General features: G+C 66.4%; 11 protein-coding genes, 2 pseudogenes and 2 CRISPR repeat arrays (1 of these 15 cut by a window edge). Of the genes and pseudogenes, 8 read left to right on the top strand and 5 right to left on the bottom strand.

All coding sequences use genetic code 11. The features are described 5' to 3' along the window. The 5 genes and pseudogenes from SALPAC6_RS25610 to SALPAC6_RS28910 all read right to left on the bottom strand — a co-directional run. On the bottom strand, positions 1–194 hold a 194-nt coding region (locus tag SALPAC6_RS25610), incomplete at its 3' end, for a transposase (RefSeq protein ID WP_162562072.1). Between the two features lie 138 nt (positions 195–332). Continuing rightward, entirely contained in the window at positions 333–1568 is a 1236-nt protein-coding gene (locus SALPAC6_RS0108495; protein WP_018252997.1) for a helix-turn-helix domain-containing protein, read from the bottom strand. A 699-nt stretch (positions 1569–2267) separates the two neighbouring features. Further along, positions 2268–2440 (bottom strand): annotated as a pseudogene (locus SALPAC6_RS30955) (tyrosine-type recombinase/integrase); the annotation flags it as partial. Between the two features lie 21 nt (positions 2441–2461). After that, the gene (locus SALPAC6_RS0108485; protein WP_026189450.1) at positions 2462–3703 is read right to left on the bottom strand and encodes an IS701 family transposase; all 1242 of its coding nucleotides are present in this window, start codon (positions 3701–3703) and stop codon (positions 2462–2464) included. A gap of 186 nt (positions 3704–3889) precedes the next feature. Continuing rightward, a pseudogene (locus tag SALPAC6_RS28910) lies at positions 3890–4067 on the bottom strand (site-specific integrase); the annotation flags it as partial. 260 nt (positions 4068–4327) lie between these two features. Then, positions 4328–5331: a CRISPR direct-repeat array (repeat unit 28 nt; unit sequence GGAAGACCCCCGCGCGTGCGGGGACGAG). Positions 5332–5584: 253 nt separating this feature from the next. Here SALPAC6_RS28910 and SALPAC6_RS27465 point away from each other — a divergent pair. The 8 genes from SALPAC6_RS27465 (at position 5585) to cas2e (ending at position 14908) form a co-directional block, all read left to right on the top strand. Continuing rightward, the gene (locus SALPAC6_RS27465) at positions 5585–8419 is read left to right on the top strand and encodes a CRISPR-associated endonuclease Cas3'' (protein WP_080636021.1); all 2835 of its coding nucleotides are present in this window, start codon (positions 5585–5587) and stop codon (positions 8417–8419) included. A 230-nt stretch (positions 8420–8649) separates the two neighbouring features. After that, positions 8650–10275, top strand: a complete 1626-nt coding sequence (gene casA, locus SALPAC6_RS0108465; protein WP_223874274.1) for a type I-E CRISPR-associated protein Cse1/CasA — start codon at positions 8650–8652, stop codon at positions 10273–10275. Between the two features lies 1 nt (position 10276). Then, on the top strand, positions 10277–10945 hold the full coding sequence (casB, locus tag SALPAC6_RS0108460) for a type I-E CRISPR-associated protein Cse2/CasB (protein WP_018252992.1): 669 nt from the start codon (positions 10277–10279) through the stop codon (positions 10943–10945). Beyond that, the gene (gene cas7e, locus SALPAC6_RS0108455) at positions 10942–12105 is read left to right on the top strand and encodes a type I-E CRISPR-associated protein Cas7/Cse4/CasC (protein ID WP_018252991.1); all 1164 of its coding nucleotides are present in this window, start codon (positions 10942–10944) and stop codon (positions 12103–12105) included. Before casB ends, cas7e begins: the two co-directional genes overlap by 4 nt. Further along, entirely contained in the window at positions 12102–12911 is an 810-nt protein-coding gene (gene cas5e / locus SALPAC6_RS0108450; RefSeq protein WP_018252990.1) for a type I-E CRISPR-associated protein Cas5/CasD, read from the top strand. Before cas7e ends, cas5e begins: the two co-directional genes overlap by 4 nt. Further along, the gene (cas6e, locus tag SALPAC6_RS25600; RefSeq protein WP_018252989.1) at positions 12911–13639 is read left to right on the top strand and encodes a type I-E CRISPR-associated protein Cas6/Cse3/CasE; all 729 of its coding nucleotides are present in this window, start codon (positions 12911–12913) and stop codon (positions 13637–13639) included. Before cas5e ends, cas6e begins: the two co-directional genes overlap by 1 nt. 1 nt (position 13640) lies before the next feature. Then, on the top strand, positions 13641–14633 hold the full coding sequence (cas1e, locus tag SALPAC6_RS0108440) for a type I-E CRISPR-associated endonuclease Cas1e (protein ID WP_018252988.1): 993 nt from the start codon (positions 13641–13643) through the stop codon (positions 14631–14633). Continuing rightward, a complete protein-coding gene (gene cas2e / locus SALPAC6_RS0108435; protein ID WP_016814346.1) occupies positions 14630–14908 on the top strand; it encodes a type I-E CRISPR-associated endoribonuclease Cas2e in 279 nt (92 codons plus the stop codon). The genes cas1e and cas2e overlap by 4 nt, the downstream gene beginning before the upstream one ends. Before the next feature lie 18 nt (positions 14909–14926). Beyond that, positions 14927–15339: direct repeats of the CRISPR family, unit length 28 nt; unit sequence CTCGTCCCCGCACGCGCGGGGGTCTTCC (it continues 653 nt past the right edge of the window).

Genomic DNA, 15339 nt, shown 5'->3' with positions numbered 1-15339 from the left:
CAGGGTCCGTACTCGGCCGGCACGTCACGCCAGGGCGACCCGATCCGGATCCGCCACCTGATCCCGTTAATGAGCTGCCGTTTGTCCCACTTCGGCGGCCGACCCTTCACCGACGCGGCNGGCAGCAGTACGGCGAGCTGCTGCCACTGAGCGTCGGTAAGGTCGTGCCGCCTCGTCACCGCTAAGGTAGCCACGAGGTCTCCGGTATGACGTTCGAGCTTGGTCGCTGAACCGTCTACCGGAGACCTCGTCAGCAATCGATCACCGACACGCCGTGACCTTCACCGGCCACCAAGACTTATGAAACACGCCTTAGTGCGCCGCGTACGAGCTCACGCGGGCGAACCAACCAGCGCGGCTAGATCGGCCAGCTCAGCGGACATGGCACGCCGCCGCCGCTCCGTAATCGACTGCACAATCTCCCGCGCGTACCGCTGCTGCCTCAACCACGCCGGGGCCGCATCACGTAGCCCGACCAGCACCTCGGTGGCATCTGCGTACCTTCCGGTCTGGACATGCGACCAAGCCACGTCCAGGCGGTGGCGTTGCCGTGAGGACGGCGTAACCTGCGGAGAGCGAGTCACACCATCCGAGAGGCCAAGCGCGCGATCGGGCCGACCGGCGATCACGGCGCACTCGACCTGCATCAGCCGTACCGCCTCCGCCGAGAAGTCGTTCCCCGCGACATCGGCGTGCGGGTTGATCCGGTCACCGAGCCGCTGCGCGCCGGCCGCCGCCAACTCCAGGAGCTCGGCGGCGTCATCGTCTCGGGCATCCCGGACCGCCGCGCCTGCTCCCTTGATCAGCAGAAACCCCCATGCGGCCAACTCGGCGGCGGAAGCTGTACTCATGCGCGGCTCGACCCGGTCGGCGGTCGTGACCGCCAGACGTTCGGCCTCAGCGAAGCGTCCCTGTCGGATGAGTAGCCAGCACATCGGCGCCGCCGCGGAAGCGCCAACCACGGGGTCGCCAGAGATTCGAGCATGTTCTAACGCCCCGGTTAGGGCAACGTGCGCCAGGTCGACCTGGCGTAGCTGGATCAGTAGCCGCCCGGCGAGCTGGTGCGCTTGAGACGCGATGGCGTGGGCGAGGAGTTGGTCGTCGCCATTCGCGGCATGAACAAGGGCCCGGGATTCGCCCAGCATGGCAGGCAGCGTCGCCAGGGTTACCGCGTAGTCGTTGGCGTGATAGCTGGCGTTCGCCCCGGCGACAGTGCGACGCACGCTCGCAAGCGTCGGCGGCTGGTCGCCGAGGTCGAGGGCGAGTGGACTGCCGTCAAGTCCGACGACGGGGGTAAGCGCCCGGCGGACACCAACGAGACTCAGTGGCCGGGCGTCCGGTTCCCGGTCGGTAGCAGCGCGGGCCGCGTTTCCGAACAGCGCACTGGTGGACACTCCAAGGGCACGTGCAAGCTTGTTCAGGGTGGCAGTACGAGCGCCCTGCCGTTCACCCTGCTCTAACTTCCGAATCGTCTCGACGCTGACGCCGGCACGTTCCGCTAGTTGCTCCTGCGTCAGCGTTGACCGCCGGCGAATCTGCGCGAGGTGCTCGCCAATTGTCGGTTCCATGTTGGCCTCCCAGGTTGAGGTCTGGGCGGCGGGCCGCCGGCCTCAACCCCGGCGGGCCGCCAGCATCGACGGTACTCCCCGCCTGCATGTCACGCCGTCACCTGTCCGTGTGGTCGCCTCGGGCGCGTCGCACTGTATGCATTCCCGTACACCAACGCCCCTGAAGCTAGGATTTCGCCTCAGCTATATGTGTGTCGGACATTTAATTAGCCACAAAAGACGCGAATCCCACTCGCGGGCATTGCCTGTCGATTGTGGATCTGCTATTACAATTGACCGACAATGTGATCAAGCGGTGACGCGCTGCCACGGGCCGGCGTGACCTGTCACGCACCACCACCCCTACCCCAGCCCTCATTCACGACGCGCCGCGGGAACCCCTTCCAATCCAGTTAGTACCTATGTTCGACTCATGCTCCCTGTCCGATACTCAGCGGAGGTCATCTACCACACCATGCGCCAGGCCACGACACCCCAGCCCCGACAGATCGCCACTGCGGTTGCCCTAACGGCGGTCAGCCTTACCAGCTTGCTAGCTGCTCGACACATTCGCCGACAGGTCTACGGCGCTGGGTATGTAAACGGGTACACCGACGGCCTGACAGCGCCGGTCTACGAGGCCCGCAGGCGCCGGCGACGGCTCAAGGTCGTCCGATGATCCGCTGCGTGGGGCCGCCCTGGGTGGCCCCACCGCGTCCGCTACACCCCGCCCATTACGTCGCCCGGTCATACGCTCGCCGTGCTCTGGCGGACCGGGCGGACCGGCCGTAGTGGCGCAGCATCTGCGGCGACTCCCAGCCCGCTAGGGCCATGAGGTCACCCTCAGCGCCACCCTCGTCGAGCCACCGGTGAGCAAACGTGTGACGCATTAGTACTCCAGCCGGGGATTGTGATCACGGTTCGGTGAGGGCTTGTCGGGTGTAGGGGCTGGTCATGGCTCGTGCTTGGTGACGGCGTCGGCGTACGGACCAGAGCAGTGGGTCGCAGCGGCGGCGGCTGGGTTCGATGATCAGGGTGTTGAACAGGTGGCGTAGTTCGTTGACGGTCAGCGCGATCAGCCCGGCCGGGTCGGGGCGGCTGCGGTGCGTGGTCGCGGCGGCGAGGAAGGCGTGGGCGAGGATCGCCAGGGTGGTCCAGCGGTGCCAGGACGTCCAGCGGCGGTTCTGGTGCTGGTCCAGGCCGAGTTCGGTCTTTGCGGCTTGGAACGACTGTTCGATCTTCCAGCGGCGGCCGGCCACCAGGACGAGGCTGCGTAGCGGGACCACCTCTGGTGCCCAGCAGCGGTAGAAGGCCAGCTCACCAGTGCGGCGGTTGCGGCGGATCAGCAGCCAGTGGTGCCCGCCGTGGGTGTCGGCGGCGTGCGGCAGTGCCGTGAAGGACCAGTCGTAGTAGCGGTGTCCCTTCGCGCCTCGACCCGCGGATACCCGCTGCCAGGCGGTGGCAGGAAGACCGGCGGCGAGGGCGTCAACGCGGGAGACGCCAAGCCCGGTGATCACCTGATGTGAACAGGCTACGGCCAAGACGTAGCCCAGTCGTAACTGACGAAGCCGTGCGCTCAGGCGCGGATCGTTGCCGTAGGCCTCGTCGCCGGCCACCCATCGGCACGGCAGCCCGGCGGTCACCGCTGCGGCAATCATCCGAGATGCCAGCTGCGGCTTGGTCGCGAACCGCACCTGCTCAGGGACACCGGCCTCGGTACGGCGCTCGTCGTCGTCGCACCAGGACTTGGGCAGGTACAGCGCCGTGTCGAGCATCGCGTGACGAGCGTCGGTGGCGTAGACGAGGTGCACGGCGACCTGACAGTTCTCAATCTTCCCGGCGGTGCCTGAGTACTGCCGCTGGACGCCGACGGTGTGCCGGCCCTTCTTCAGATCGCCCGTCTCGTCGATGACCAGCACCGCCTCGGCATCACCGAGGTGGTGGCCGACGAAGGCGCGGACATCGGCCCGTACCTGCGCATCGTCCCACTTCACCCGGGTCAGCAGGTCCTGCATCCCGTCCGGACCCGTGTCACCGGCATGCTCCGCGATCGTCCAGCAGCTCTTCCGCGGCAACGGCGCCAGCAAGCCCCGGACAAAGTCACGCACCCGACGGCGAGGCTCCGGCCTGCGGAAACGCTGCCCGACCGTCAGCATCAAGTCGTCGAACAACACCCGCCACCGCTGGGCGTCTACCCTGTATCCGGCAGCCACCGCTGCATCATGGTCAGTCCACACAACCACCCATGATCGGCGGTGGCTGCCCTCGTTCCCGCATCGCATCAAACCGCAGCTCAGTCAAGGTCAACAACCCCGGCTGGAGTACTAGCCAGTACGTCATGTAGCTCGCCAACGTGGGGACGTTCGTGGCGATCGGTCCGGCCTTGGCCTGCTGGTGTAGCCGAATCCACTTGTCGTGTACCTCATCGCGGGTCTTGCCGTAGGCGTACTTGCGGGTGCGCTTGCCGTCCGGCTTGGTGACCCAGACATAGGCGGCGAACCCGTTGCGGTACGGGAAGATTCACAAGGCCATGACGTACCCATACGGTTGCAGCTCACCGCTGTATACCAGGTCGCCCTCCTACGACTGATGCGTGTGGGATCGCCCCCGCGTGTGCGGGGAGCAGGACTCGGCCGGCGTGAACATTGACCACTACATCGGATCACCCCTGCGTGTGCGGGGAGCAGCGCGAGTAGGAGCCGACGAAGATCGCGCCCGGGGGATCACCCCGCGTGTGCGGGGAGCAGGCCAGCCCGGTTTCGGCTCGTCGGCGTACCAGCGGATCACCCCCGCGTGTGCGGGGAGCAGGCGGTGGCCCTACTGGACGCCTGGTTCACCAAGGGATCACCCCCGCGTGTGCGGGGAGCAGATTTCCACGCAGCTTCCACCGTTACCGCCGGACGGATCACCCCCGCGTGTGCGGGGAGCAGCGGTTCTCCCGCGGGCTGGGCAACCTGCGCTCGGGATCACCCCCGCGCGTGCGGGGACGAGACGAAGGATCCGCGCGCCAGCCAGGTGCGGAGCGGAGGACCCCCGCGTGTGCGGGGACGAGCAGTCCGGCGATGCGGACGACGGCTCCGGTGTAGGAAGACCCCCGCGCGTGCGGGGACGAGTCCGGGAGCTGGATCCCGATGTGCTGCTCCGGGGGAAGACCCCCGCGCGTGCGGGGACGAGGGGATCATGGCGTTCAACAGCGCGCCCGCGCCGGGAAGACCCCCGCGCGTGCGGGGACGAGGCAGCGGGGGGAGAGTGGCCGCCGTCAGGGGTGGGAAGACCCCCGCGCGTGCGGGGACGAGACCCCCCTCGCCCGGATCGCCGCTGCCCTGGGCGGAAGACCCCCGCGCGTGCGGGGACGAGCACGGCTGAGGGCGCCACTGAGGATCCAGTGAAGGAAGACCCCCGCGCGTGCGGGGACGAGAGAGCCGCAGCCATGCCCGGTGTCAGGTCGCCCGGAAGACCCCCGCGCGTGCGGGGACGAGCAACAGCAAGGACGGCCAGGTCGCCGAGGCTGTGGAAGACCCCCGCGCGTGCGGGGACGAGCTTGCCCAACTTCAGGGCGGACTCGTGTGCACGGGAAGACCCCCGCGCGTGCGGGGACGAGGGTGCGCCGATCCGGTACTCGGTCATCAGGCGGGGAAGACCCCCGCGCGTGCGGGGACGAGCCCATCGACGAAACACCTGCCGGCGTCATTGGGGGAAGACCCCCGCGCGTGCGGGGACGAGACCAAGGCAAGGTCATAAGGCTCACCCGCCAAGGGAAGACCCCCGCGCGTGCGGGGACGAGGCTTGATGACCTGCGACTTTGTTGGCGCTCTTGGTGATTTTAGATCGGTTCGATCGTAGCTGGCGGACACCGATTCGTGGGGGCTGTGGCTGGCTACCTTTCGGGAGGTAGGTGGCCGTCAGGAGTCGGCTGGCCCGGCGAGCCGGCCGCCGAGGTTGCGGCGCCGAGGACGCCCGTCAGCTGCGGGCGGTTGAAGGCGGTTGCCGGTTGCTGTCGATGCGGATTGTCGGAGGTGGTCGCTAGCGTCTGATGGGTGAGTTTGGCGAGCCATCCCGCTCTCGGGGTTTTCTGGGGTAAGTCCAGTGCCGAAGGCAGCATGAACCTGCTACTCCAGCATCTGTTTGATGCGGCGGCGGTGGGTGAGTGCCTGTGGGATCACTATCTCGCACCGTCGGTACGGGACAGGCTTGATGGTTGTACGGGCGGTCGGGGGAGGGCGTTTCTGGCTTTGCTGTGTGGGGTTCACGATGTCGGAAAGGCGACACCTGCTTTTCAGTGCAAGGATGACAGACTCGCCGCGTCGGTTCGGGCGGCGGGGCTGAGTTGGAAGCCGCTGAGTCAGGCGGCCAGGCAGTGGCATCATTCACGTGCCGGTGCGGTGATCGTTGATCGGGTCTTGACGGATGTGGGTTGGGATTTCGAGGCTGTAGGTCTTGTGTGGCCGATGGTCGCAGGGCACCACGGAATCATCCCCGATGATTCCGACTTGATCAGCCTCAGCCTGTCCCGCGACCAGGGTCAGGGGAGCGCGGAGTGGCATCCTGCTCAGGACGCACTTGTGTACGCTGTCGCCTCGGCGCTGAAGTTGGACCTTGCCGAGTGTGTTCCGTTGACGCTGCCAAGTAGGGCTTTCCAGCTCGCGGTTTCCGGTTTGGTGATCATGGCTGACTGGATTTCCAGCGGGAGGGGGTTTCCTGGGGTATCGGAGATCTCTGGGGTTTCCATTGAGCGTGCCCGAGCTCGGGCGGCGGATGCGGTGGTCAGGTTGCGGATCAGGGGTGGTTGGTCGCCGCGGCCGTATCGTCAGGTGCCTGACCTGGTGTTGGAGCGGTTCAACCGGGTGTCTCGACCTTCACAGCTGGCAGCGATCTCCGTTGCGGAACGGATGCCTGGGCCGGGCTTGATGATCGTCGAAGCCCCGATGGGTGAGGGGAAGACGGAAGGGGCCCTGGCGGCGGTGGAGGTCCTAGCCAGAAGGTTTGGCGCCGACGGTGCTTTCGTGGGGATGCCCACTCAGGCGACGTGTGACCCGATGTATACGAGGCTGCGCAGGTGGGCGGATTCGGTGGAGCCGGGTCTTCCGGTGGGGCTGTTGCATGGGAAACGCCGGTTCAACAAGGAGTGGGCCGAGCTTCGGAGTCTCGGCTTCGGTTGCGTCAATGAAGACGGCCAGGACGAGTATGGATGTGAGGACGCCTTTGGTTTGGCGGACTCCGCCCGGTGGTGGGTAGCGGACCATGTTCCTGCCGACTGGTTTCTTGGCCCTAAACGAGGGCTGTTGATGCCGCTAACCGTCGGCACGATCGACCAACTGTTGCTCGCGGCGACCCGTACCAAGCATGTGATGCTGCGTCATGCGGGACTTGCCGGCCGCGTGGTGGTTCTGGATGAGGTTCACGCGTACGATGTGTACACGTCGCAGTTCCTGTTTGAGGCCTTGCGCTGGCTCGCGGACGCGGGCATACCGACGATCTTACTGTCGGCCACCCTTCCAGCCGGAATGCGAGCGAACCTCGTTCAGGCGTGGGTGCAGGGAGCTACTGGACGGCGCCAGGTCGCCATCGACGATCCGGGTGCGGGCGAGGGCTATCCCGTCGTCCGGTCGGTGACGGTCGTGGATGGCCATACGACGATAGATGCACTGGCCGCTTCGTCGTGGCGGCACTCCGAAAAGGTCGATGTCGAAGTCTTGGATCATGGTGTGGCGGTAGCCGCGGAGGTGGGTTCAGCGGACGACAATCCTGCGGTGGTCGCGCTGCTGCGCGACCGTCTCGCCGAGGGCGGCTGCGCGCTGGTCATCCGCAACACAGTCGCCCGAGCGCAGCAGACATACCAAGAACTCGAAAAGGTGTTCGGCAGTGACGTGCGGCTGCTGCACGCACGGCTGACCGCGGCGGAACGTGCCGACCGTACCGCGAAGGCCCTGCATGCCCTTGGCTGCCCCGATGATCCGGAGACCAAGCGTCCACACCGCATGATCCTCGTTGCCACCAACGTGGCTGAACAGTCCTTTGACGTCGATGCAGACATCCTCGTTACCGACCTGGCTCCCATCGACTTGCTGTTGCAACGCATCGGGCGAGTCCACCGCCATAAGCGGCCGGCAGCCGACCGGCCGGAGCGGGTACGCCGACCGGCAGTCGTCGTGACCGGACTTCGGGTCAGGTCCGGTCTGGCTCCGGTCTTTCCTAGAGGGAGTGAGGCGATCTACTCCCGGTACCCGTTGCTGCGCGCAGCCGCACTGGTGATCGGATCCTCAGCCGATGGTTGGAGCATCCCGGAGGACGTGCCCCGTCTGGTCCATCGGGGGTACGGCGACGAGGAAGTCACGCCCGAGACCTGGCATGCGGCTGTGGACGAGGCCCGCACCGAATGGATTGATGCGACTTGTAGGCGCCGGTCGCGCGCGGAGCCAATCCTTCTGGCTGGCGCCGACAGGCTAGGACTGGCGACGCTATCCGGGCTGCATGTGCAGGATACCGAGGAACCGCGCAACGACGACGCGGTGTCGGTGGTGGTGCGGGACGGACCCGAGTCGGTCGAGGTCGTACTGGTGCGTCGGGACGACGAGGGCTACCTGACCCTCGCGGGTCGGCGGATGGGGGTCAACGGCGAGGCAGTCAGCGACCCCGAGATCGCCAACGAGGTCATCGAGGCGACCCTGCGCTTGCCTGGTGACGACGAACTGGCCGCCGCGGCCAAGGCTGAGCTTCGCCCCCTAGCTGGCTGGGCCACTGACAACTGGCTACGACACGCCCGAGCCCTGGTGCTCGACGCAAGCGGCACCTTCACCCTGTCAGGCCATCAGCTGACCTACGACCACGACCTCGGGCTCCTCTGGCAGCGAACTCCGAGGCGGCGGCGATGACCCCCCGCATGGGCAGGGATAGCGGCCTCACCGTGGCTGGCTGGCACCTCGCCACATGCTTGGGAGTGGATCTGGCTGGTGCGCCGCCTAAGGGGCGGGGTATGCCTCTGGTCCGAGGGTCAGTTCGCGTCTTGTTCGGAGCTGTGGTCGCGGTGTTCATCCGGGTGTTGGGTGATTGCCTGCTTTCTGACGATTGAGTGGTTGGTCTAGAGCGACGCAAAGGGGGGCCCATGGAGGCATCTTTTGACCTTGTGGATGGGGAGTGGATTCCAGTTGTCGATGAGGGCAGGTCGAGGGAGGTGTCGTTGCGGTGTGCGTTGACCCGCGCGCACGAGTTGAACGGGCTGGCGGTGGACAATCCGCTGGAGATGGTCGCAGTGCTGCGTCAGGTGCTGTTGCCGGTCTATCTGCATGCGTGTGGGAGCCCGACTGATGACCGGGAGTGGAGGCGGCGGTGGACGGCTGGCCGGCTTGATGAGGCGATGGACGACTACCTCAGCGACCACCGTGATCGATTTGACTTGTTCGGGCTGCGTCCGTTTGCCCAGGTCGCCGGGTTACGAACGGCTAAGGATGAGACGAAGCCGGTCTCGCTGCTGATCGCGGCGGCGGCGACGGGTAACAACGTGCCCCTCTTCGCGTCCCGGACGGAGGCGGATCCGCCGGCGTTGACGTGTGCCCAGGCTGCTCGGGCGGTGTTGGCCACGCAGTGTTGGGATACAGCCGCCATCAAGTCAGGGGCGGTCGGTGATCCGAAGGTCAAAGGTGGTAAGACCACGGGTAACCCGACCGGTCCGCTCGGTGGACTCGGGGTGGTCATCCCGGTGGGCCGGAACTTGTTCGAGACCATCTTGCTCAATACTTCGATTCAGCCCCAGCCGCGGGAGCACGATCGGCCGCAGTGGGCAGCTGACGAGGACGACGACCGGCCGACCGACCGCTGGCCGGGTGCTGCGGCGTGGTCGCGACGACCGGTAAGGGGAATTCTTGATCTGCTGACCTGGCAGGCACGCCGAATCCGACTGGTTCCGGAGACCGTTGGAGGCGCGACGGTGGTGCGCAGAGTCGTGGTTGCGGCCGGAGACCGTGTTGATCAGCTTCCGGAGTATGAGCCACACACAGCGTGGCGGCGGGTGGACAAACCGAAAGCCGGTGATCCGCCGAATCGACCGGTACGGCATGCTCCTGGTCGGGCTGCATGGCGGGGGCTGGAGCCGCTGCTAGCCACCCGCATGGACGCGGGAGAGTCGGTAGCCAGCAGTCAACTCCTTCGGCAGCTCAACATTTTGCGGGCACGTCGGATTGTGGCCCGTGACCTGCCGGTGCAGGTCGTCACGGTTGGTGTTGAGTACGGCAACCAGTCCGCGATCGTTGAGGACGTCATGGCGGACCGGATCCCGCTGCCGGTGGCGGCACTCAATCCCGAAAGTCCCGTTCGGAAGCTGCTGCTGGATGTGGTGGCCGAGGCGGAGGCGTTGCGGAACGCCGGCAACCGTCTGGGTGACGACCTGCGCCAAGCGGTGGGTGGGGACAAGCTTCCGTGGGACAAGGGGCAGCGCGTCGGCGACAGCTTCATTCTTGAGTTCACGCCGCTGGTGGCGCAGACCCTCCGCGAGCTGCAACGCGATTCGCAGGATGTCGAGGGCGCCCAGCAGCGGTGGCGACGGGACGCTCTCCGGGTGGCTTTCGAGGCAGCCGAGCCGGTGCTCTCGTCGGTGCCGGCAGGTGCATTCCTCGGCCGGATACGGCACGACGGTGTCTCGACCAGCGCGAGTATGGCGGAGGCCTGGTTCCGCGGAACCGTACGCAAGATTCTCAACCTTCAACGGGAAGCGACGATGACGGGAGCTACCTGACGTGGCCGATAGCGATTTCAAGGTCCGGCATTACTGGGAGCGGCACGTTGGCGATGACGGAAAGCCGACCCAGGTGCCCGGCAGTGACCTAGCGGCGTTGCGACGCGGCGCAGGTCGCGATGCCGGGGACGTTCCGGAGATGTGGCGCTACTACACCACTTTGCAGCAGGACGGCCGGCGGAGCTGGCGGCTGGCGGCGGAGCACGCCGCGTTGACTCTCTACGCGGTCCACCAGCAGTCCAAGGTCAAACCGATGCATGTGAGCGGTATCGGGTTGGGCACCGCGATGCGGGCTCTGCGGTTGAACGGCAAGTTCAGTCAGGACGCGGTGGACCGACGGTTCGCCGCTGCCGCGACCGCCACCAGTTTCGATGAAATCTGCCTGCATCTGCGTGGCCTGGTCACTCAGTTGCGCACGATCGACCAGCCGCTGGACTACACCCGTCTATACCACGACCTGGTGCGCTGGCAGAGACCCGAGGAGATCGCCTCAGTCCGGCGCGCCTGGGGCAGCCGATACTTCGCCGCGTCGACCAACGACGAGCCGAAAAGCGGTGGGTCAGACCGTCCGGCCGCCAACGGCGGGGCCGACGACAACCGGCGTACTCGGACGATCCCCCACCAAACCAAAGAGTCCGCCACCATCAATGTTTCTCAGGAGTCCGTGTGACCAGTAAGATCTACGTCGACCTGCACGTCATCCAGTCTGTTCCGCCGTCGTGTCTGAACCGCGACGACGCCGGCAGTCCCAAACAGGCCGTGTACGGCGGTGCCCGGCGTGCCCGGGTGTCTTCGCAGGCGTGGAAGCGTGCTACTCGCCTCGCCTTCCGCGACGAACTCGCGATTCCGCAGAACAAACTCGGCGTGCGAACCACGCGGATCTCCAGCCTGTTGGCCGATCGGCTACGGGAACGTACCAAGATTGACGCTGAAGCTGCCGGCCGGCTGAGCACCGCCCTGCTACACGATCTGAAGATCAGCGAGGGGAAGAACGCCGGCGAGACGGCGTACCTGCTCTTCTTCGGCTGGGCACAGCTGGATGCGATCGTGGACCTGGTCGCCGGGCAGGTTGACGAGTTGGTCGCACTCGCGGGCGACGCGCTGGCCAAGACCGTAGCGGACCTACCGGTACGGGAGACCCTGGCCGTTGGGCACTCAATCGACGTCGCACTGTTTGGCCGGATGGTCGCCGATCTGTCGACCCTCAACGTTGAGGCGGCAGCGCAGGTCGCCCATGCCATTTCCACGCATCCCGCGGAAATCGAGTTCGACTACTTCACCGCGGTCGACGACCAACCCCGCCCCGACCGGGAAGACGTCGGGGCCTCAATGATCGGCACGGTCGAGTTCACCTCCGCCACCCTCTACCGGTATGCCACCGTGGGGATGCACCAGCTGCGCGCCAACCTCGGGGGCGACGACGACGCGGCGGTGCAGGCGCTGGGAGCCTTCATCCGGGCGTTCGCCAAGTCGATGCCGACCGGGCACCAGAACACCTTCGCGCACCGGACGATACCCAGCCTGGTCAGTGCCGTCGTGCGTCAGGATCAGCCGGTGAATCTGGTCTCGGCCTTCGAAAGGCCGGTGCGTAGTCAATCCGGCCTGGTCGCAGAGTCCACCGTCCGGCTCGCCAGGGAACTGACCAAGGCCAGCAAGCGGTGGGGAGCCACACCCGCCCTGGTCGCCACCGAATACGACCGACCGGACGGCAGTAGCCCAGACACCGCCGAGCTTCGCGAGGCGTTCGGGTCGCCTTTGGGACTCGACGAGGTCATCCGGACGGTCGAGACCGACATGCGGACTCGGCTACGGGAGATAGCGCCGCGATGACTGCCGAACACACCGCTATCGCGGGCTGGTACCTGGTCCTGCGCCTGGCCGGACCACTGCAGTCCTGGGGCGGGCACAGTCAGTTCAACCGCCGTGACACCCAGGCCGAGCCGACCAAAAGCGGCATCATCGGGCTACTCGCCGCAGCCCAGGGCCGCCGCCGTCACGACCCCATCGAGGACCTGCTCGGATTGTCGTTCGGTGTCCGCACCGATCAGCCCGGCTCGATGCTGCGGGATTACCACACCGTCAGCGACCTACGTGGACGACCCCTCCTGTCGGCAACAGTTAACGCCAAAAGGACGCAGAAGACGACCTCACCACCGAAACTCACCCACGTCACCCGGCGCTTCTACCTACAGGACGCGGTGTTCGTCGCCGCCATCAACGGCCCGCGTGAGTTGCTGGAATCCCTACGCGACGCGCTGTACGGCCCAGCCTTTCCACTCTTTCTCGGCCGGCGAGCCTGTCCACCCACCCAACCACTCCTGCTGTCGCCATCCGACGACAACCCACAAACACTCTGGCCCGGCACCTCCCTGCTCGACGTACTCCGACAGGTGCCCTGGCAAGCCGGCGAAGCACACCGCCGTGACCGCAACGGCCACCGCCGCACCACGCTTCCGGTCACCATCGACGACCCGAGCGGCGACGACATCCGCGCAGACGTACCCGTCACGTTCGATCCTCACCACCGCGACTTCACCTCCCGACGCATCCGACAGGAATGGGTCGTGTTGGACGACGACACGTCAAGCGCACGAGAAGACGGCCACGACCCGTTCGCTTTACTGGGCGGTGACTGATGACCTACCTCTCCCGAATCCGGCTCAACCCGCTACGCACCAAGACACAAAGCTTCCTGCGTAACCGCCAGGCACTACACGCCGTCATCCTGGGCGGGCTGAGTCGACAGCCGGTCACCGAACGCGTCCTATGGCGCCTCGACACCACCAACCGGCACCGGCTCAGCCTGCTCGTCCTCACCGAAACCCGCCCCAGCTGGGAACACCTCGTCGAACAAGCCGGCTGGCCCTCCTCCGACGACCCACAGGCAGTCATCAAGGCGTACCAGCCGCTGCTGAACCAAGTAGCCCGAGGCCGCCAATTCGCATTCCGGCTACACGCCAACCCCGTCAGCACCACCAAGAAGCCAACCCGACCGTCACCCGAGCAGCGCGACCGGCTGACCGCGTCGCTTCGACCACGCGGCGTACGGGTGCCACACCGCACCGCCGCCCACCAACTCAGGTGGTTGCGCGACCGGCTCGAACGGTGGGGCTTCCAACCCTTGACCGGCGACCACGGATCAACCGCGTACCTCGTAGCCCAGGAGCGGCTCAGCTTCGACAAGCGCGACGGCGAGAAGTCGCGCCGCGTCACGCTGGATACAGCCACCTTCGAAGGTTTGATCGAGGTCATCGACCCGCAGACAGCCCAGCGCAGCCTCCTCGACGGAGTAGGCCCCGGCAAGGCATACGGCATGGGACTGATCACCCTCGCCCCACCACACCCCCGTCCAGCCGGAGCCTGACATGTGGTGGCTGGCCGACCCGAAAGACCTACACCGCATCAGCGACCGACTCTCCTCGGTCTACGTTGACCGATGCCACATCGACCGGGACGACAACGCCGTCGTCCTGGTCAACCGCGAACGCACCATCCGGGTACCCGCCGCCATGGTGGCGACCCTGCTTCTCGGACCCGGAACACGAATAACCAACGCCGCCGTACGCCTTCTCGCCGACTCCGGCACCGCCATCTGCTGGGTCGGCGAGTATGGCGTCCGCTTCTACGCCAGCGGCCTCGGCCCCAGCCGCAGCGGCGAACTGCTCCTCCGACAGGCATACCTCGTCACCCGTACCAAGGAACGCCTCGCGGTAGCCCGACGCATGTTCGGCATGCGGTTCCCCGGCGAAGACGTCAGCACCGCCACCATGCAACAGCTGCGCGGCCGAGAAGGAGCCCGCGTAAAAAAGATCTACCGGGAACAATCCGTCCGAACTGGCGTTCCGTGGGACGGACGGACCTACAAACCCGGCCAACCATTCGAGGCCGGCGACGACATCAACCGCCTCCTATCAGCTGCGCACAGCTGCCTCTACGGCATCAGCCACGCGGCGGTCGTCGGACTCGGCGCCAGCCCCGCCCTCGGATTCATCCACACCGGCGGCGCCACCTCCTTCGTACTCGACATCGCCGACCTCTACAAAGCTGAGTTCACGATCCCCATCGCGTTCGACCTCGCCGCGAAAGGCCTGACCAGCGAGCGAGACGCCCGCACCGCATTCCGTGACCGAGTCAGAGATGGCAAACTCATGACCCGGATCGTTCGCGACATCAAGAGCCTGCTACTCGAAGACGGCCACGCGTTCACCGACGAAGACCTCCACGAACTGTGGGACGACGAACTCGGCAACGTGCCCGGCGGCATCAACTGGGCCTCCGACTACGCCGACAGCCTCAATGAACAAGCCTTCATCGCAGTCAGTGGACCACCAGTCGATGACGAGAAGGTGGACTTTTGACCGTTATCGTCCTTATCGCCACCCAGCAAGGTCTACGCGGCCACCTCACCCGATGGATGATCGAAGTCGCCGCCGGTGTCTTCGTTGGGAACCCCAGCGCTCGCGTCCGTGACCGCCTCTGGAACCTCCTCATCGACCGCGTCAGCGACGGGCAAGCCATCATGGCCGAGCCAGCACAAAACGAACAAGGCTGGGCCATCCGCACCACCGGCAGAGACCGATGGCACCCCGTCGACCTCGACGGACTAATCCTGACAGCCCGAAACCGTCGCTAAAACCCCAGGTCAACAAGCCTCGTCCCCGCACGCGCGGGGGTCTTCCAGGGGGTCACCGATGCAGCGAGAGCGGCGCAGCCTCGTCCCCGCACGCGCGGGGGTCTTCCGTTCGCCTCCGCGAAGAAGCAGGGCTACGAGAACTCGTCCCCGCACGCGCGGGGGTCTTCCGACCGGGCGGAGCGGGCGGAGGTCAGAGGCACCCTCGTCCCCGCACGCGCGGGGGTCTTCCGCCCAGGGCCGCCAGGACATCGGTGTCAGCGCAGCTCGTCCCCGCACGCGCGGGGGTCTTCCTGAGCCGTGCTAGGCAGAGGCTTCCCCCGGCCTCTCGTCCCCGCACGCGCGGGGGTCTTCCTCGGGTGCTGTTACGCCGGCCGTGACGGAGACGCTCGTCCCCGCACGCGCGGGGGTCTTCCGCCCTCCTGGACGACCTC

The organism is Salinispora mooreana (assembly GCF_000379065.1).
In the GTDB taxonomy this organism is placed as follows: Bacteria; Actinomycetota; Actinomycetes; order Mycobacteriales; family Micromonosporaceae; genus Micromonospora; species Micromonospora mooreana.
Note: the sequence above shows the minus strand (reverse complement) of the source record. Positions and strands in the feature narration are given on the sequence as shown.

What these genes read in the sequence shown, in the direction of transcription:
- casA (WP_223874274.1), top strand. Translation starts at nt 8,650, where the DNA reads ATGGAGGCATCTTTTGACCTTGTGGATGGGGAGTGGATTCCAGTTGTC.
- SALPAC6_RS0108485 (WP_026189450.1), bottom strand. Translation starts at nt 3,703, where the DNA reads ATGCTGACGGTCGGGCAGCGTTTCCGCAGGCCGGAGCCTCGCCGTCGG.
- cas5e (WP_018252990.1), top strand. Translation starts at nt 12,102, where the DNA reads ATGACTGCCGAACACACCGCTATCGCGGGCTGGTACCTGGTCCTGCGC.
- SALPAC6_RS0108495 (WP_018252997.1), bottom strand. Translation starts at nt 1,568, where the DNA reads ATGGAACCGACAATTGGCGAGCACCTCGCGCAGATTCGCCGGCGGTCA.
- cas1e (WP_018252988.1), top strand. Translation starts at nt 13,641, where the DNA reads ATGTGGTGGCTGGCCGACCCGAAAGACCTACACCGCATCAGCGACCGA.
- cas6e (WP_018252989.1), top strand. Translation starts at nt 12,911, where the DNA reads ATGACCTACCTCTCCCGAATCCGGCTCAACCCGCTACGCACCAAGACA.